This window comes from Trichloromonas sp. (genome assembly GCF_034006665.1).
Classification (GTDB): domain Bacteria; phylum Desulfobacterota; class Desulfuromonadia; order Desulfuromonadales; family Trichloromonadaceae; genus Trichloromonas.
This window is the reverse complement of the sequence record NZ_JAVESI010000041.1, coordinates 14,279-31,507: the sequence shown is the minus strand read 5'-3', so window position 1 is coordinate 31,507 and position 17,229 is coordinate 14,279. Positions and strand designations below refer to the sequence as shown.

The window sequence follows — 17,229 nt, the reverse complement described above, 5'->3', positions numbered from 1 at the left end:
CTTGCCGTTCAGCTAACGGTTCCCGTCATCAGGGTCCGTAGAGGACTTTCACCTCCAAGTCAACGATTGACCACCACGATCAATCATCTGGTGCTTACGCACCACGCGCCATGCCTGGCGCACCAAGAAAAAAGCTCCAACGGTGTAACCCATTGAAGCTTTTATCTTTTAATGTGGTCGGGACCGGTATCCAACTAATCGCGTAAGTGTTCATTATTGCACCATTCTTGAATCGTCTTTTTTGACGGATACCAACAAAAGTACCAACAAAAAACTTTGCTTGGGGGGTGGCCTGCCCCTGGATGCTACCCCATAACCCCCCTGTGCGCCATAAAAAAAGCCGGGTTCCCGCTATGGGTTCCCGGCTCGGTGGTCAGTCGGTAAACTCAACCTCCATGTCTCGCTCGGCATCGCGGGCGAGGTCGTTACAGGCTCGGTCAATGGCGACCTCCAGACGTTCGAGCGCCTCGGCTACATGGCCGGGGGTGCCGCCCGCCGCTGTGACGGATTCCTTCATGGCGAGGGTGGCATGGTACCTCAGGTGATCCCGCAAGGCGCACAGACGGGCATGGAGGATCACGTCGGCATCGGAGCGCAGCAACCACCTCCTTTCCTCTTTGCGGGCCTGAGCCTCCAGCAGCCGGTTTTTCAGCTGGAGGTTGCGGACGGTTTCGGCCTCCCGATCAGGGGAGCCGCCAGGGATCGCGCCGCCGTTCAGTTCGCGCAGGTAGGCAAGCAGCCGGTCCAGGCGGACGCTCTTGTCTTTTTCGCACAGTCCATGCTTCGCCGCGTCTTCGTAGAATTTCGAGCGACCGACGGGCCAGCCGCCGGGGTCAACGAGTTCGTCGAAGGCCGCTTTTCTGGTTTCGAATATCTTCATGTGCATGGGTCCTTTCGGGGGTTCCTGTGAACAAGGGAGCCAAGGCCCCGGTTTCTGACCCCACAAATTTTTTAATTTTCCGTGGAAAACTGGAAAAGTTCTTGAGCGCAACGCCGGGGTTTATCCCCCCGGCTTGTGGGCGTTCTTCGCATGGAGTGCCAGCAACAGGGCATCAGCTTTGCCGTGGTCTTTCTTCCGATGAAGGTCAACGGACGGAAACATCCGCCTTGCCACTGCCAGGGATCGCGCTTTCGGGTCTGGTCCATCAGACGGTACAACCAGCCCTTTCTGCCAGCACTGGGGGGTGGGTAGGGTGTGGGGTATGGACAGCGCCGCCAGCAGCCCCTGCCAGCATCCGAAGTTCTCTCCGAAGCGAAAGACGCTTGCCACCCCCTGCCCAGGTCGAGACGCGACACGCTCCAGGGCCGCAAGAGTGATGCGGTACTCTACCAGCCAGCCCCGCAGCAGGTCAGCCGCCGCAACGGGATCACCCGGCCAATCCTCAACGAGTACCACGTCGTCACTTATCAGGGCCACAGCCCCCGATGCGCCGGGGTCGATTCCGATATAAGCCGCCGATCTCATCGGATCACCAGCCGCTCGGCTTGACTGAGCCGCCAGCCGGGGACAAGTTCACCCTCCTTGAGCGCCTGGAGGATCGCCTTTTTATCAGGTCGGTGGCTCTCGGGGATCGTCAGCACGAAACGAGGCGGTGTTGCACTCTCATCGGTGGCGACCGCTGCCGGTGGGTTCTTTTGGATTTTCAGACGGAAACGGGAGGTCTCCAGACTATCCCGCCCCGCCGCCCGCAGCGCCGATTCAAGGTAGTTCCGCAGCCACGCCGCCCGACCTTCCACGCTCCGCTTCCAGTCGGAAAGGCGCTTGATTTCGGCATCGCATTGTTCGGCCCGCTGCTCGAAGTGAGTAATAAGCGCCGCGATGTCATCGGCCTTGCGGCTCAGCTGGAGCGTCAGCCCGTCCAGCTTGGCGAGGGTGTCGTCGTCCCACTCGTCGGGGCCGTTCAGAACCTGACAAAGTTCGTCAGCGATGCGATACAGGGGCCGGTCTATCAGATCAACGCTATTCATGGTCGGTTCCCTCCTGGCTGGGGATTGTGGTTTCGGTGGCGACGGTCAGCGTTTCGCCCGAAGGGGAGTAGTCGAGTCGCCACAGGGCATCCCGTAGCGATTGCCACGAAGTCCGGCACATTGTCATTTCCGCAGCCTTGGCGCTTCCACGTCCATCAACCCGGATGCAGATTTTGCCGCCTTTGGCCTGGGAGAACGTGACGCGCCCGCCGGGGCCGTTGACGTGCAAGCTGGTGAAAGGTCCATCTTCGATTGTTTTCAAAGCGGTCATGGTTTGATCTCCTTTCAAAAGGGTTCGTTTTCGTCATCAAAAGGCAGCGATTCGCTGGGGGGTGTTGCGCTCTTGAGTCGTTCGGAGAGCTTCGCAGCGAGGATTTCAAGGCGCTTGCCGCTGAGTCGGGTGTAGTCCTTGACTCCGGCAACGGGGGTGCCGTCCCTACTGATGAAGCCGGTCAGCCTTTCGACCTCCAGGAGGGCCGCCGCTTTGTCGTCGCCGTAAATTTGTCGAAGTGCCCCCCGGATGCGTTCGTGGAGTTCGGAGTCCTTTTTGCCGGGGGATACCTGACTATGGGCATGGGTCCGTTCGTTGATTACAGGGCGATTCTGTGGGCCGGTCTGCGGTCTGCCGACCGCGCTTTCGGCGTCGTCGTCGTCTCCAGGAGCGATACCGACCACAGCCGCCAGGGAGTAGCGCCGCGCATAGGTCAACCCGCTGCCTAGGGCCTGTGCGTCCATCTTGGCGAGGGGGATTTCGACCATGCCGCCGATAAATTCCCCCGACTCATGGAGGAGAAGCGTTTCGACCGACACCCCCCGCTCGGTGGTGCCGGGTACCTGGACGACAGACAGCCCATTTGCTGCCAGGGGTTCACGGGCCGCTTCCCATATGCTCTGGAGGTCGGCATAGCGACTGCGGAAATGAGGGTTTTCGCTATCCTTCATGGCGCAGCGCATGGCCGCCTGTGCTTTCGCCAGCGCCGCCGCCAGGGCGGCGATGGACTCGGATTTCTGCATGGTCAATGTCCTTTCTGTAATTCGGGGAGCCACGCGGTCAGATGGTACATTCGCGCCGCTTCCCTCTCGGCTTCGGTGCGGGGGAGGCCGCCGTCGTGCTCCATGATCGCCGCCCGCTCTTCCCAGCACTCGAACAGTCGCCAGATGTGGTTCTCGTCGAAGGCCTCGCAATGCTCGACCAACAGCCGCCTTTGGAGGTCCAGGTCGTTGTGGGTCAGTCGAACGATCGCCGCAGCCAGATCACCGACCGGGCCGGTGGTGCGAAGTTCACCGTCCTGGAGCCACGCGACAGGGGCGGGAAACTCGGGAAACTTTTGGGGTGTTTTTTGACCCCCATTTTTAGGGATTAGGAAACTCTCAGTTTCCACAAGGTTTCCTTGCCGGTTTCCCTGTAAAACGCGCTCTGCTAAGGATTTAAGGCTCATGGTTTCCTCTCGGTTTCCATGCCGGTTTCCCACTTTTTCAAAAAGTTTCCTGGTTTCCTCCCCTAGGGGGGGAAACTGGGAAACTCGGGGAAATTCAGTCGTCGTTCAGCCAGCTATCACGCCCGCCTCGGGAGGGCCGGGGGTTGTCGATCAGGCCCATATTTTCGGCCCTCTTCTTGGCCTTCGAGACAGTCCCTTTGGTCAAGCCCAGCATCTCCGCTATCTCATGTTGTGGTACGCCGTCACTCAGGAGCCGGGCCACTTTTTCGGCGGTGCTTTCCTCCAGATTTTTCAGCGTCCAGGTCTGCAGCCCATCGCTGCCGGTGGTTAGGATCGCCTCAAACGGTTTCGTCTCGTCGCCAAAAATCCCGCGCGATTTTTCAAAGTGAACCTCGAAACACGCCCCCTGGTCAGGGGAGTAGTCGCAGGGCCTCCGCAAGGCAATCACGGTGTCGAGAACATCCTCCCTCCTGGAAGTGCCGCGCTGCTCTCCGTTTTTGCCGGAATGGTGGACAAAAAGGACAGACCGCCCCGCCGCCCGTTGTCGCAAGGCCCATTCTTGGACCGGCAACCAGCTTTCCCCCTCGGCTTCCTTACCTGACCGGCAAAGGGTGCTGAGGTTATCGACAACGATCAAGTCCACACCCTCTAGGAATGGCTCCAGCGCCGCCTGTTCTGCCGGGTCGGAAAGGTTCAGCATTCCCCGCGCTTGGAGGTCCGGCGTCACAATCCGCAGGGGGGCCGCCGGTTCTCGGTCGTTACTGGCGACGATTCGCGCAAGTCGATCTTGCAAGACGACTCCCGGCATTTCCCCATCCAGGAAAAGGACACCACGCGGTGCCGGTGCCTCCCAGCCAAGAAACGTCCCGCCGGTGGCGACAGCATAGGACACCCCCAAGGAAAAGTGCGTCTTGCCCAGACCTCGGGGTGCATAGACCATGCACAGCCCTTGCCTCGGGAGCCAGGGGGCTAAGATGTTCTCCCTCGGTGGAAACTCAAGACCCAGGAAATCGGCAACGTCAACGATCATGAGCCGCGCCGGTGCTGGTGTCTCGCTCCCAGATTCGCCCTCTGCCGGGTTTTCTGCTGGGGGTGGAGGGTTCGGTGTGAGTTGTTTTTTGACGGGTGGGAACATCGCCGCCGCTTCTGCGATAGCAACCGGGTCTGCCGAAAGTCGGTAGGTCATTGTCCGCCCCCTACCCGCCGGGAGAGTGCCGACAGTTCGCGCCAGATCATCCGCAGCTGCAGACGCACCAGCGCTTGGGGGGGGATGTCGTCCCGGTCGTCGCCATCGCCGCCGCTGAGAATCAACAGCGGGATCATGGCAAGCTCGATCTTCCGCAGGTCGTCCCAAGTGATTTCACTTGATTTTTCGGTGGGTTGCTGGGATAATGGGGGCATCTCGCCTGCTCCCCCTTCCCTTGCCCCGGTCCCAGCCGGGGTTTCGTTCGTGGTCATGGCTACCCCTCCAGGCTCACGCCGGTCCGCATAATTTCATCGACCACGCTCTTGGGCCAACGGCTTGAGCGTCCCATTTTGGTAGGCGCAGGGAATTTTCCCTGGGAAATCCAGGAATAGATGGTTGCTCGCGACACGCGATATCGTGTCGTTATCTCTCGCAGGGAGACGAGACGGTCGTCGGTGGGGTGGGGTTGCGTGTTCATAGATGCTCCTTCGTCCAGGGGGGAATTGTCGCGACGTAGGGGGAGCATAAGGGACGCATTGCGTCTTAGTCAATCTGGAATTGTCTTTTAGGATCAGGTATTTAGGTAATTTTCAGGGGGCAAAAATTACCAATTTTTCCGGCGGGATTTCGGGGATTTACAGGGTGGGAAAATGAGGTAGGGTTTTGCCGACCAGTCGGGCATGGGCCTTGATGATCTTTTCTCGGTCTGGTCTGCGAAAGGTGCCGTCTTCCAGTAGTCGAAAAATGGTAGGTTCGTATTCATCCATAAGAGTGGTCAAGTCCTGCATCGGGTCGGTTAGGTGCTCCGGTATGCGTTCCTTGAGCGTATAGAGTTTCCATTCTTGGGCTATCGTGCCGGGCTTTAAGGGTTGCTTGACGTCGGAAACATCCTGACGATTAAACCCGGCGACAGTGTGCGCCGTGACGGGGAGCGCCGAAACGATCACAGCGGCGATTCTGGCAGGTAGGCCCATCGTGTAACACAGAAAATCCATGTGGTGCATCGCGTCAACGATCCTCGACACTCTCAGCCGCCTTTCCCGCGCCTGGGTCGGTGCATCAAAGGCTTCGTCAATGGACGCTTGCCCGTCCATCAAGAATTTGGCAGAACGTCGGGCCAAGGCACCATGCGCCCATATCGGCAGACTAAAGCCACGCTGCCAGCTAACATCTATCGCTTCCAGCGCCGCCAGGGGATCGCCCTCTTCATGGCGAGTCTTGAGCCAGGCCAGCACGGAAACGGTACTTAGCAGCCCTTCGATTGGCGATGTTACTTTGGTTTTGGCGACAGGGTGGGCCTGTGCCTTTAGACAAAGTTCTTCAAGGCGGGAAAGGTTGTCGTCCATCGTCAGCACTCCCTCTATGCGTCCCTCTGGAAAGTTCCCGCCAGGCCGGGGAGGGAGTCCCGGCTTTTCGCCCCGTCGAGCTAGGCGGGTGTTTGGTGAGGGGGTGCCAGGGGCAGGGGGCATCAACCCCTTTTCGGTGGCCTGGTCCTAGTCCCTGGCTGGAGGTGGGCGTCGTCCGTCTGCGGTGCCTGCACAAGCGCAAGCCGCCTTCCGAAGCCCGTCATGTAGACGGTGGCCTCGCGCCCAAAAGGGTCAATCGTCGGAGAACGTCAGCCGCCCCACTTCCCTCCCGGCATCATCGAAGAGGGTTACAGGGGGGTTCCGCTGCATAACCTCAACAGCCGTCGGGTGTCGCAGGTCGAAACCCAGCACTTGCCGTGCCGCGTCCCGTAGAACGTCAGCAAGGACCTCCTGGGGGTAAAACTGGAAACACGGTCGGCTTAGATCGACGGAGAACAGCGCCCTCATGCCTTCCCCCCTTTGCGTCGAAGGGGGATCACTTGCGCCGGTGTCTTGAGTCCTCGCAGGTAGCGCGCCCACTTCTCCATCAGCGCCCGCCGCTCCTGCATGAACGATGTTCGATTGTAGGCTCGACCGAGGGTGTCTTGCACCTGGTGAGCAAGCTGTGCCTCGATAATATCAACGCGCTCCTGGAGCACTTCATCAGCCAAGGTTCTGAATACCGCCCGCCAGCCATGCGCCGTCATTTCGTCGGTAGCGTATCCCATGCGCCGCAAAGCCGCGTTTAGGGTGTTGTCGCTTATGGGCCGGTCGGTGGATCGCACAGACGGAAACAGGTAGCGCCCGCCGCCGGTCAGCTGATGAAGTTCTCGCAGGATCGCCAGGGCATCACTCGACAGGGGTACGATGTGCGGGTTTCTCGTCTTCATCTTCCCTGCCGGGATCGACCACAGGGCCGCGTCAAAGTCGATTTCTAACCACTCGGCATGGCGCAATTCTCCGGGCCGGGTGACGACAAGAGGATGCAGACGAAGAGCGCATTTAACAACGAAATGGCCGTCGAAGTCGTCAATCGCCCGCAGCAGCGCCCCTACCTTTACCGGGTCGGTTATCGCTGCCCTGTGAGCCGTTTGTGTTGGCTTGATCGCACCTTTAAGGTCTGCGGTCAGATCGCGGTCGATATACTGACAGGCCACTCCATAACGGAAAATTTGCGACAAGTAACTTCTGACTCTGTGTGCGGTCTGAATGACTCCCCGCGCCTCTATGGGGCGAAGGACGTTTTCAAGAATGATTTTTGTGGTAAGGTCGGCAACGGGGGTGTCGCCAATGACGGGAAAGACGTTTTTTTGCAAGTAGTGCGTCATGATCTTTTCAAGGGTGGTCGGTGCCAGCGCCTCGGCTCGCTGTGCGTACCACTCCATAGCCAGCTTTTCAAAGGTGAGTTCTTGACGTGCCGCCTCTGCTTCCTTGACGGATTGCTTGACCTCGGATGGATCAGCGCCGTTTGCCAGTAGCCGCCGTGCATCATCCCGGTCTGCCCTGGCATCGGCTAGGCTCCGCTCCGGGTAGGTGCCCAAGGCCAGCGTCTTTTGCTTGCCGTTGAAACGATAGGCGAGCCGCCAGAGTTTGCCTCCGGTGGATTTCACCAGCAGGAAAAGCCCGCCGCCGTCGGAAACTTTATAATCTTTTTCTCGCGGTTTAAGCCGCTTCACCTGCATATCTGACAGGGGGGGGGATTGTTTCGGCATGGCGTCCTCCGTGTTGGTATCCGAGTTTTGTTGGTATCTGGTTTGTTGGTATCCGGGCAAAACCAACAAAAGTACCAACAAACAACTTGGATATAACCATATCACGAAAGACGAAGATAGACAGTAAAAACAGAAAAACCCGCGTAAATAGCGGGCTTTCTGGACTTCGTTAGACGGTGCAAGATTGTTAAGTGGTGCCCGGGACCGGGATCGAACCGGTACGATCTAGGATCGAGGGATTTTAAGTCTGTTTTTTTCTTCTTTCCATTCTCTGTAAGGCTTTGTTATCATAGATGAAAAAGAACATTAACAGAAACTAAAAAAATGGCTTGTGACAATCTAGTGACAAAACCGGCGACGAGGCGGGGATGGCGACGATCACAAAACGGGGTGAAAAATGGTGCGTGAGAGTGCGCCGCCGGGGGGCTACGGCGATAAATCGCACATTCACGCGACGTGCTGACGCTGAAGCTTTTGCACGCAAAACCGAAGCGGAAATCGAAACGGGAGACTATCGCGACTCTGACGAGCTTGCAAGAAAAACAACGCTCGCCGCCGCTGCGAACGATTTTGCGCGTGAGCATCTATCAAAACTGCGCGACGCGCACAGAGCCCAAAACCGACTCTGCGCGCTGCTAGAGCGCACGGGCTGGGGTGCGCTGTCGCTGTCGTCGCTGCGAGCGCGTGACGTCGCTGCATATGTGCAAGAGAGAGAAGATGACGGGTATGCTCCGGATACGATCCGTCTCGATTTAGCTGTAATTTCGAGGCTTTACAAGCACGCAAAACAAATGTGGGATATGGAAACGCTCAAAAATCCGGTCGATGCCGTCCGCCGCCCGTCGCTGCGTGGGACGGCGAGGACGCGGCGGCTAGAAGCCGGCGAAGAAGCGCGGCTTTTGGCCGCGTCCAGGCCGGATTTTCGGCATGTTGTGCTTTTTGCTCTCGAAACGGCGATGCGTCGCGAAGAGATCGCGACGCTGACTTGGGAGCACGTCGATCTCGAAAGGCGGACAGCGCACCTGCCCCGGACCAAAAACGGGGAGGCCAGGACGGTCCCGCTGTCCGCTGCGGCTCTCGCCGTCCTCCGGGGTATGCCCAACTATACCCCGGACGCTAAAAAGCGATCTGGGGCCGTTTTTGGGCTCTCAAAAGATCAGATCACAAATCAGATGCGGCGCACGGCGAGGCGGGCCGGCATCATCGATCTGCGCTTTCACGATCTTCGACACGAGGCCACGTCGAGGCTGTTTGAGCGCGGCACGCTTGATATGATCGAAGTCGCGACAGTGACCGGACACAAGACTATGCAGATGCTGAAACGATATACTCATCTACGCGCTGAACAAATAGCAGAAAAATTAAGTTGAAAATAAAACACGATCAAAAAACAAAACAAATATCTGTTTTAATGTTTTGTTTGTTTAGTATATTACTGTTAGACATCAAACGGTATGAATATTGCCCTATCTATTTTTGTCTGTTTTTTGTTCCATTCGTTTTTCCGTATATTTAACAAGTAACTGTTTTTGCTGGTTTATTTTAATTCGTCTTGTCGTTCTAATCTTTATTGTTTTACTGTTGTTTATATTTTAATCTTTGTTTTCTGTTGTATTAACTAAATATAATATTATATTTATTTTAGGTTTATCTCGGGTCGAGGGGGGGGTACCGGGGAAAAACCACAAAAAACCCCCGGCGGTGGGGGCCGGGGGCTGTGGAGGCCGGGGGCGGTCACACGCCGCCGAAACGCTCATGCAGTAACCTCCCATCTAAAAATCCTCTAAAATACTGATAATCCTCATGTTTTTTGATTGGCTCGGGCGCGGTATCGACGTGTTTTTCGAGCCACGCCAGCTCTGCCGCTGCGCCGCGCTCGTCGATCTCTGATATCCATGACAGATACTCTGCAGTTTGCTCGATCTCGTCCGCTCTCATCATCGTAACCTCCTGATTATTATGGTTTTTGCCCTAAAAGCCGCGCTCTCGGTTCAGTCCTCCACCCCTGCCAGTTCCCGGACGGGCCGGGCAGGCCCGCCGCCGACCCAGGGGCCCCGGCTCTGCCGGGGAGGAGGCGGTTTATCCGGGCGCTCTGCCGCCGCCGTGCCGGGTTTTACATCTCTAAATCCGGCCCGTCCATCTCCAATTCTAGCTCTAGCTGCGGCTCATCACGATCATGAGACAGTTCATGATCATCAATCGATTTGCTATTATCGTTGTTTAACTGTTTATCATCGTTTTCAATCGTATAATCCAGCGTTGATTGTTTTTGTTCCTCTCTGCTCAACCTGTCGCCGATTTTTTCAATCAGCCGTTCGTTTTTTTCGTCCTGTAGTTCGTTGTTTTTATCCATAAATTTATCGTTCATCTGGTTTTCATAACCGTTACGATCAATAAAAATATGGGCCTCGTTTTTGTGTCTCGACATTTGTACATATGCCATTTCGGAGCTAGTCATTGAACCAGAGTTCAAAACAAAACTGTTTTCGACGGTTACGCCCTGTGATTTGTGCGTTGTTACAGCATAACCGTGTGATATATGCTCATAATCGCTGCCATACAGGTTGACCGTTTTTCCATCATCAGTTTTAACCAATATTTCGTTTGAACTGATTTTTTCTACATGACCGAGAGTGCCGTTTTTAACGTCTAAATGTTTGTTGTTACGATTGAATAAAATTCGGTCGCCTTCGCTGATCTCTAATTTGCCATTTGTTGTATTGATTTCAGTCGATGCACCGAGCATTCCCCGCTGTTTCATTGTATCACGTGCTAGTTCGTTCAGCGTTTTAACCTCGTTTTTAGTCGATGCGAGTATCAGATTGTTTTTTACATCATCGATTGATTTGATATTTGTATTCCAGTTTTTGACGAGATCAGTGCTCGCCGCTGCGCTGTTCTCGCTGATATGCAGCATCCCGCGCTGATTGTACTCCGCCAACGCCGCCCCCGCGTTGCCGTTGCGGATTTCTCCCGCCGCCGCCGCGGCCCACTGCTCTTTTTGTCTCCGGTTTTCGACCATCTCCGCCGCCCCGATTTCCCCCTGGATAGCCTTAAACGCGCCGCCGGCGTCGATGGGCTGGAGCTGGCGATGATCGCCGACCAGGACCAGTTTTGCGCCCGAATCCCGCACGTGTTGTATCAGTGCTGCGGTCTGTCTGCTCCCGACCATCCCCGCCTCATCGATAATGAGCACGGTTTTCGCGTCGAGTTTGAGTTCGCCGCTGTCGATCTGTTTCAGCGTCGCGTGGATCGTGTCAGATTTAATCCCGGCCGATTCCTGCAGCCCCGCCGCTGCTTTGCCGCTCAACGCCGCGCCGATTGTTTTATATCCGGAGTTTTCCCACGCCTCCCTCGCCGCGCCGAGGGTGTACGATTTTCCCGCCCCGGCGATGCCGACGACGGCACTGATTTGATGCGGTTGAGTCATATGATGTAGAGCGTTTTTCTGCTCATCAGAAAGTGTTCTCGACTGTGTCGCGCTATCGATCGATTTATGATCGACTGTATGACTGTTGTTGTTGTGCATCTGTTTTGCATTATCGATCATGCCGCGCTCTAGCTCTAACATCTCTCGTGTTGTTAGTCTGATTTCGCCGGTTTTACTGTTCTGCAGTTTGATTAGTTCTGATGATTGTAGTAGATCGTTTGTTTTTTGTTGTATCTGTTCAGCGTTCAGTCTGCCGTTTTCATTGATCGCGATTGCTGCAGTGAGCGCCTGCGGTTTAAACGTAGACTCTCGATCTGTGAGCGATTGTAGTATCTGTGCATCGGTTTTGCGCTCTGTCTGAATTTCTGTTTGTTGTGCATTTTGTAGATCGTTGTAGTTGAAATTATATTGTTTCGCCTCGGATTGCCACTGGCTGAATAGTTCGCTACGTGGTATAGCGATTTTTTTAGTCCGTGTGTCGAGTGCCGCGATTTCGGACGCTCGCGCACCGGAGAGATTTTTTTCGTGCAATGCATTTGTAATTTCCTCCCGCCGGGTTGAATAGATTTTTTCTAGATCGGAATTGCTGCCGGATAATCTGAATGAATCGCCGTCTGGCTCGACATTTAAACCGATCTGTTGCAGTTGTGCGGCGAGTTCGGCGCGATAAATAGCCCCCGCCGCCATTTTTGATTCGTAGATTTGTTTTGTTTCGAGCGTTCTGTATTTACCATCTGCAGTTACGCCGACGTTTGCGACTGTACAGTGAGTATGCAGTTGCGGATCCTGCGCTCTCGATGTGATATGCTGCCAGCTCGCATGCACTAATCGCGCAGACTCGCGCTCTGTGCCGCCCGCCCCGGTCCGCACTTCTGCATACTGCTCTATATAGTGCATCGCTGCATCTGTCGCTCGCTGCTGTGCTGCCTCGATCTGCTGACGCTGATCTGTATCAGCGACGGCATATGCGAGAGAGACGGATTTGGGGGCCGAGAAAGTAAGATCCCAGCCGGGGCGGTGGTTAGCCGCCCCGGCGTTTTGGACCAGTTTTTCTCCGGAATTCGGGTCAAACCCGCGCATAACCTGCGAGAAATCCTCGGGTTTTACCTGTCCGCTCAACCCCAGCTCTGCCGCTGCGCCCCCCCAGCGCCCCGGCGCTTCGGCGTCGTCTGCGTAATAATCGTCGCGCTCGGCGAGGGCGCTGTAGTAACCGACCGAGCCGATTCCGGAGATTGATAACATTTTTAATCCTCCTCGTTTTCGTGCTCAAAACTGCGCTGCTGGCGGACCGGGGCCGGGGCGGGGTCATCGCTCAACAAAAAATCGAGCACATCGCCGCCGATCTCGGCGGCGGGGATGATCTCGCCCAGTCCGGGGGCCACCTCCTCGGCCAGCTCCTCGGCTGCGGCGGCTGCGATCTCGTCCGCTGCCGGGTCGTCGTGCTCCTGCTCCTGCTCCGGGGCCTGCTCCGGGGCGGCATCGAGGAGCACGTCGGGGGGCAGGGCTGCTGCTCGCTCGTCACGCTCAAACGCTGCCGCTACTGCCGCCGCTGCTGCGGCGGAAATAATGGACGGGGAAGGGCTGGGGCTGGGGCTGGGGGCGGCTGCTGCCGCCCCTGCTGCTGCTGCCGCCGCTGCTGCGGCGGCCTCCCCCGGAGTTTGCGGGGATTTTGTCCAGGCTGCCGGGATTTCGGATTTGCGCAGTTTCGGCATAGATGAAAACGGCCATTCGAGCAGATGCACTGCCGACCCAACGCCGACCAGCACGAGTTTTACGCCGTTTTTAGATTTTCCCAGTTCAGTAGCAATTTCAGCAGGATAGAAAATCGGCTCTTCAACCTCTTGCCAGCTGTCTTGCCGCTGCTCCGCCGCCCCGCTGCGCTGCCCGCCGCTCCACGCCGGCATGTATTTTCTGATTTTTTCTTTTCCGATGGTTTTACTAAGAAATTCCTGCGACTCCGCGCCTTGGGTTCTGCCGATGATATAGGTACCACAGATGGAGGCCCAGGTTTCAGCGATGTTTTGACCGTATAACTCCCTGATTTGGCTAATGTTTTGAATCCCGATCATGGCGCAGACGCCTTTACTGCGGCCGGTTTCGAGGATTTGAGTGATAGCGGGCAACGGCTCACCAATTTGAGCAATTTCATCAAGAATTAACCATACGCGACGCGTGTTTGATTCTTTCAGACTGGCGTCCGCGACGGCCCCGCCCAGCACGTGGAAAATCGCTTTAATGTAAGATTGCTGGAGCTGGCGATAGCGCCCGGAGCCCTGCACCAGCAAAACGTTGCCCTTTTCCGAGTAGCCGCCGTGTAGCCATTTCCGTAGTGAAATCCGGTGTTTGCCCTCCCACGCGGTGGCGAGGGTCTGGATTCCCGACAGCATTTGTGCGAGTACTGCGCGGAGTGAATCGGTTGTTTTGTTCGATTCCTCGGGCAGTGCCCCGGCCATTGTTTCCGAGTATTTTGCTATGATTTGACGGAGCTCGGCATAGGGTTTACCGGCTTCTAAAATCACGTCGCGCAGGGTCCATTTTCCGGGTTTTTCGGTGATGAATTTTTTCAGTATTCCCACCAAAATCGCTGCGGCGGCGGATGAGAAAAAATCGGTTTTGCCACCCTTGCCAGTCGGGGCGAGATATTCAGCCAGGGTGAAAGCGTCGGCTTCGTTTTGGACGTCTGCCGCGATGTCCCACGCCACGCCGCGAGCATCCCAAGGGGCTAGAATTATTCCGTTTTTCAGTTTTTCGGTCCATTCGCCTTTATTGTCGTAGATTAAAACCCTATCTCCGCGCTCGACAATCTCGGCGACCATGGGGGCGAGCACGGTTGTTTTGCCCGCGCCGGTGCCGCCGCATACGAGAAAATGTTTGCTCTCGCGATCTCGTGAGAGCGCAACGCCGGGGTAAATGTCGATGCCCGGCTCCTCGTCCGCGCCCTCCGCCGCGAGCTCTTTTTGTAGTGTTTTCAGGGATTTGGCGCCCTCCATAAGCGTCGGCCCGGCGAGGTGCTGGCGACCGGGGGCAGGTGCGCTGATACGCCAGCCGGCCCAGGCCCCGCCGCCGGCGGCGGCGAGGGCGGGGATCAGGACGAGCCAGGGGAAGATCTGATACAGACCCCCCGCGGCGGCATAAGCCCCGGCGAGGGCGGGGGCGGACTGCCACGGCCAAGCGATCAGGCCGGCGGCAGCGGCGGCGAGCTCGCCGGGTGGGATACGCCCGGCGCTGCAGAGATGAATTGCCCATGTCAACGCGGCCCCCGCCGCCACAGCGGCGGCGGTGGGGAAAAACAGCAGGCATGCGGTCGTAGAGGTCCAGTCTCTGGGTTGTTCCATGGTTTTTTCTCTCATTTTTCGCTCCCGAAATAAATTTCCGTGATCGACGACTCGCCGGTGAGACCAGCGAGCTGGGCGCGGGTGTCAGCGACGGCGAGGCAGTCGCGGAATCGCTGCCGGATTGCGGGCGTGTCCATGCCGTGCGACACAACGTTTCGGACGTGAATGCGTCGCTCCCTCGCCGACGCCGCGCGACAGAAAAAATCGATGAGGCAGCCAGGAATATAAAAATTCTGGAAATCAGGGTGTACCGACATCGCTTCGAAACACGCATCGACGATTTTTTCAGCCAGCTCCCGAGTGATTTTTTTATCTGATCTGGCCGCGCACTCAATCAAATACCCGATTTCTCTGTCACATTTTTTTTGTGCATCGCGATATGCGATATAGTGCGCGAATCGCCCGGAGCCGTATGCTGCGTGAATTTTGCACTCAAAATCGCCGATGTTTTCTCCGTAAATTTTTTCTCCCCGGATTTCGCACGACCACCCCAGCCGTCCATGGCTCTGCACTGTCGCTGCTACATCGCAGCAAAATTCATGCGCGAGCCATGCGCGCACGTCAGCGATTTCGATGTCGAGATCCTGCAGCCGGATAATTTCGTTTTCGTTTTTCATCGTTGTCCTCCTGTTGTTGCGCCGCCGGTTTTGGCGGCGATCATGTGGGCGTAAATTTCCGCCGGCAGGGCCGACCGGGCGGCTGCGAGCCGTTCGGAAATCCGAGTTTCGGCGTCGGCGATCAGGGTCGTGATCTGCTCGATGTCGGATTTTTTGTTTTCGTCTGTGTCGAGAAATTGACGCACGGCGATGCGCATAATTTCAGCCGGGCGGACGCCCAGTTTTTTTGCTGCGGCCTCGATTTTAGCGAGATCAGTGGTTGATAGTCGCGTGCCGATTTGTTGCGTTTTCATTTTTCACCTCCGGGTTACACAGTTGGGTTACATTTCGAAAAAAATGATTGCGAGCATAGTCATGACGATAACGAATGTGACGAAACCAAAAACTGAACTCATCGCGTCATTGCCGATGCCTCTCATCGATTTTTCGAACGTTTTTTTTGCAGTGAAAAATCTTGGATCCAGCGCCATTTCGAGTTCTCCTTTTTGTTGTTTTCAGATGTTTTCAGCCGGTGTTTTTAGATGTTTTCATTTGCAAACAGTCACAGCGTTTTCATTTGTTTTCAGTGTTTTCATTTGTTTGCAATCACAGCGTTTTCATTTGTTTTCATCTGTTTTCATCTGTTTTCATCTGTTTTCAATCACAGCGTTTTCATTTGTTTTCAGTGTTTTCATTTGACTGCAAACCGCGTGTTTTCTGTTTTCATCGTTTTCATTTGTTTTCATCAGTAATAATTGATAGTTAGACTGTTTTTGTTTTCATTTGTTTTCCATTTGTTTTCTCGTGTTTTCACTGTTGAAAACGGCTAACTAGCTGAAATCATTCTGGGGTCATCCCGACGCTGTTTTCGAAATCGAAAACACCAGAGGTGCGTCGGGTGTGAAAAAAACAATAGGGGTTTGGGTCTTACAAAAAATCATCATCATCATCATCATCATCATCATCGTCATGTTTTGTCCTCCCGTTTTTTGTTGTTGCAGTTGATGATCTCGTTGATTTTGTCGAGTGCCGCCTTCCCTGCCGCGATTTCATCATCGGTCTGATCGCCGATGCTGCGAGCTATCTGCAGTCGTCGAGGCCGGGGTGGTAAATGCTCTAAAATCTCTGCCGGGGTCGGCCAGAATTTCGCCCCCGCTGCCCAGGCCCGCCAGGCTTTTTCTAAGCGCTCTCCGTCGATCTCCTCGATACTGCCCCCGCCCAGCCGATCGCGGAAAATTTCTGCCCATGCACGGATCGTGATTTCGATCTGGTCGTCGCGGGGTGGATTTGCGACGTGTAGAACGAGTGTCGCAGCTGCGAGTCGTGCTGACTGTCTCAACAGCCAGTGTGGACCATCAAACGTCGAACTCCGGTTGGGGCGGGGTTGGGGTTGGATCAAAACTGTTTGCGAGTCTGAGCGCAATTTCCAGCGCGCTCTCGCTGCGTCGAGCGCGTGTTCTAGTTCGCTGCTGATTTCGTGTGTCATAGTCATAGCCGTGATCTCCGTGATCTCCATTTTTCCATGCCGCTAGCTCTGCGATCTCGTCCGCCCCGAGGCCGGTTTGCTCGTATGCCGCGATGATCGATTTTTTATATGCGCCCGGGTTTTTGATCTCGATGCCTCGATTTTGGTTTTTCTCGATGCGCATTTCTGCATATTCAGAAATTTCTGAAAATTCGGGCGCTGCAGCAGCAGCAATATAAGTTTCAGTATTAGTGTTTATAGTTGTGCTCCCTTCTTGCTCCCTTCTTGTTCCCTTCTTGTGCTCCTGCCTCTCTAACATGCTGAAATCACTATCGCTTGTATGTGCCCTTCTTGTGCCCTTCTTGTGCCCTTCTTGTGCCCATTGTTGCCCTTGTTGCTGCTTGTTGTTCTTTTCCCCCTCTAAGTTGTTGAAAATATTGACTTTCGTATGTTCTTTTTTCGTTCTCTCGATGTTCTCGCACTGTGTGAGTCGTCCGAGCGACTGCCGTGCACTCGACTCCCTGACGATCTCCAATCCGCAATTTTTAATGAAATTGTGAACACGCTTTCGACTCCAACCCCAATTTTTTTCATATCCCGATTCGCTCACCCGAGCGCCATTATCCAAATCCAGCTGCAGACTCAAAAACGCTAACGATTCCGTGTATTTCGCACGCCCCGCGTCTGCGATGATCTGCAAAATGATTTTTTTGGGGACTGGTAGCCAGGGTTCCATGTTTGACGCTCGCCGT

The 17,229-nt window shown here is 55.6% G+C and carries 20 protein-coding genes; 1 reads left to right on the top strand and 19 read right to left on the bottom strand.

The genetic code is table 11. The features are described 5' to 3' along the window. Window positions 1-373: 373 nt before the first annotated feature. The 12 genes from RBR25_RS14000 to RBR25_RS13945 form a co-directional block, all read right to left on the bottom strand. The gene (locus RBR25_RS14000; RefSeq protein ID WP_432820175.1) at window positions 374-880 is read right to left on the bottom strand and encodes a hypothetical protein; all 507 of its coding nucleotides are present in this window, start codon (window positions 878-880) and stop codon (window positions 374-376) included. A 120-nt stretch (window positions 881-1,000) separates the two neighbouring features. Next, entirely contained in the window at window positions 1,001-1,417 is a 417-nt protein-coding gene (locus tag RBR25_RS13995; RefSeq protein WP_432820174.1) for a hypothetical protein, read from the bottom strand. A gap of 44 nt (window positions 1,418-1,461) precedes the next feature. After that, window positions 1,462-1,968, bottom strand: coding sequence for a siphovirus Gp157 family protein (locus tag RBR25_RS13990; RefSeq protein ID WP_432820173.1), 507 nt, complete (start codon window positions 1,966-1,968; stop codon window positions 1,462-1,464). Further along, the gene (locus RBR25_RS13985; protein WP_432820172.1) at window positions 1,961-2,239 is read right to left on the bottom strand and encodes a hypothetical protein; all 279 of its coding nucleotides are present in this window, start codon (window positions 2,237-2,239) and stop codon (window positions 1,961-1,963) included. Before RBR25_RS13985 ends, RBR25_RS13990 begins: the two co-directional genes overlap by 8 nt. A gap of 14 nt (window positions 2,240-2,253) precedes the next feature. After that, window positions 2,254-2,982, bottom strand: a complete 729-nt coding sequence (locus RBR25_RS13980) for an ERF family protein (protein ID WP_432820171.1) — start codon at window positions 2,980-2,982, stop codon at window positions 2,254-2,256. Window positions 2,983-2,984: 2 nt separating this feature from the next. Then, window positions 2,985-3,407 (bottom strand): hypothetical protein, encoded by a 423-nt coding sequence (locus RBR25_RS13975; RefSeq protein WP_432820170.1) that lies wholly within the window; start codon window positions 3,405-3,407, stop codon window positions 2,985-2,987. A gap of 94 nt (window positions 3,408-3,501) precedes the next feature. Next, window positions 3,502-4,593 (bottom strand): AAA family ATPase, encoded by a 1,092-nt coding sequence (locus tag RBR25_RS13970; RefSeq protein ID WP_432820169.1) that lies wholly within the window; start codon window positions 4,591-4,593, stop codon window positions 3,502-3,504. Then, window positions 4,590-4,808 carry a hypothetical protein gene (locus tag RBR25_RS13965; protein WP_432820168.1) on the bottom strand — a complete coding sequence of 73 codons (219 nt, stop codon included), beginning with the start codon at window positions 4,806-4,808 and terminating at the stop codon, window positions 4,590-4,592. The genes RBR25_RS13970 and RBR25_RS13965 overlap by 4 nt, the downstream gene beginning before the upstream one ends. A 59-nt stretch (window positions 4,809-4,867) precedes the next feature. After that, a complete protein-coding gene (locus RBR25_RS13960) occupies window positions 4,868-5,071 on the bottom strand; it encodes a helix-turn-helix transcriptional regulator (RefSeq protein ID WP_432820167.1) in 204 nt (67 codons plus the stop codon). Window positions 5,072-5,228: 157 nt separating this feature from the next. Next, entirely contained in the window at window positions 5,229-5,939 is a 711-nt protein-coding gene (locus RBR25_RS13955) for a hypothetical protein (protein ID WP_432820166.1), read from the bottom strand. A 252-nt stretch (window positions 5,940-6,191) separates the two neighbouring features. Then, on the bottom strand, window positions 6,192-6,407 hold the full coding sequence (locus RBR25_RS13950; RefSeq protein WP_432820165.1) for a hypothetical protein: 216 nt from the start codon (window positions 6,405-6,407) through the stop codon (window positions 6,192-6,194). After that, window positions 6,404-7,651, bottom strand: a complete 1,248-nt coding sequence (locus RBR25_RS13945; protein WP_432820164.1) for a tyrosine-type recombinase/integrase — start codon at window positions 7,649-7,651, stop codon at window positions 6,404-6,406. Before RBR25_RS13945 ends, RBR25_RS13950 begins: the two co-directional genes overlap by 4 nt. A gap of 368 nt (window positions 7,652-8,019) precedes the next feature. Here RBR25_RS13945 and RBR25_RS13940 point away from each other — a divergent pair, with 368 nt between their 5' ends. After that, entirely contained in the window at window positions 8,020-9,021 is a 1,002-nt protein-coding gene (locus RBR25_RS13940; protein WP_432820163.1) for a site-specific integrase, read from the top strand. A 364-nt stretch (window positions 9,022-9,385) separates the two neighbouring features. On the opposite strand, the gene RBR25_RS13935 is transcribed toward RBR25_RS13940, so the two are convergent. The 7 genes from RBR25_RS13935 to RBR25_RS13905 all read right to left on the bottom strand — a co-directional run bounded on the left by RBR25_RS13935 (window position 9,386) and on the right by RBR25_RS13905 (window position 17,213). Beyond that, window positions 9,386-9,592 (bottom strand): hypothetical protein, encoded by a 207-nt coding sequence (locus RBR25_RS13935; protein ID WP_432820162.1) that lies wholly within the window; start codon window positions 9,590-9,592, stop codon window positions 9,386-9,388. Between the two features lie 172 nt (window positions 9,593-9,764). After that, a complete protein-coding gene (mobF, locus tag RBR25_RS13930) occupies window positions 9,765-12,323 on the bottom strand; it encodes a MobF family relaxase (RefSeq protein WP_432820161.1) in 2,559 nt (852 codons plus the stop codon). Window positions 12,324-12,325: 2 nt separating this feature from the next. After that, on the bottom strand, window positions 12,326-14,431 hold the full coding sequence (locus RBR25_RS13925) for a type IV secretion system DNA-binding domain-containing protein (protein WP_432820160.1): 2,106 nt from the start codon (window positions 14,429-14,431) through the stop codon (window positions 12,326-12,328). After that, window positions 14,428-15,033: a hypothetical protein gene (locus RBR25_RS13920; RefSeq protein ID WP_432820159.1), complete on the bottom strand. Its 606-nt coding sequence runs from the start codon at window positions 15,031-15,033 to the stop codon at window positions 14,428-14,430. The genes RBR25_RS13925 and RBR25_RS13920 overlap by 4 nt, the downstream gene beginning before the upstream one ends. Then, window positions 15,030-15,326, bottom strand: coding sequence for a hypothetical protein (locus tag RBR25_RS13915; protein WP_432820158.1), 297 nt, complete (start codon window positions 15,324-15,326; stop codon window positions 15,030-15,032). The genes RBR25_RS13920 and RBR25_RS13915 overlap by 4 nt, the downstream gene beginning before the upstream one ends. 653 nt (window positions 15,327-15,979) lie before the next feature. Continuing rightward, on the bottom strand, window positions 15,980-16,351 hold the full coding sequence (locus RBR25_RS13910) for a hypothetical protein (protein ID WP_432820157.1): 372 nt from the start codon (window positions 16,349-16,351) through the stop codon (window positions 15,980-15,982). Window positions 16,352-16,367: 16 nt separating this feature from the next. Then, entirely contained in the window at window positions 16,368-17,213 is an 846-nt protein-coding gene (locus tag RBR25_RS13905) for a hypothetical protein (RefSeq protein ID WP_432820156.1), read from the bottom strand. Between the last annotated feature and the right edge of the window lie 16 nt (window positions 17,214-17,229).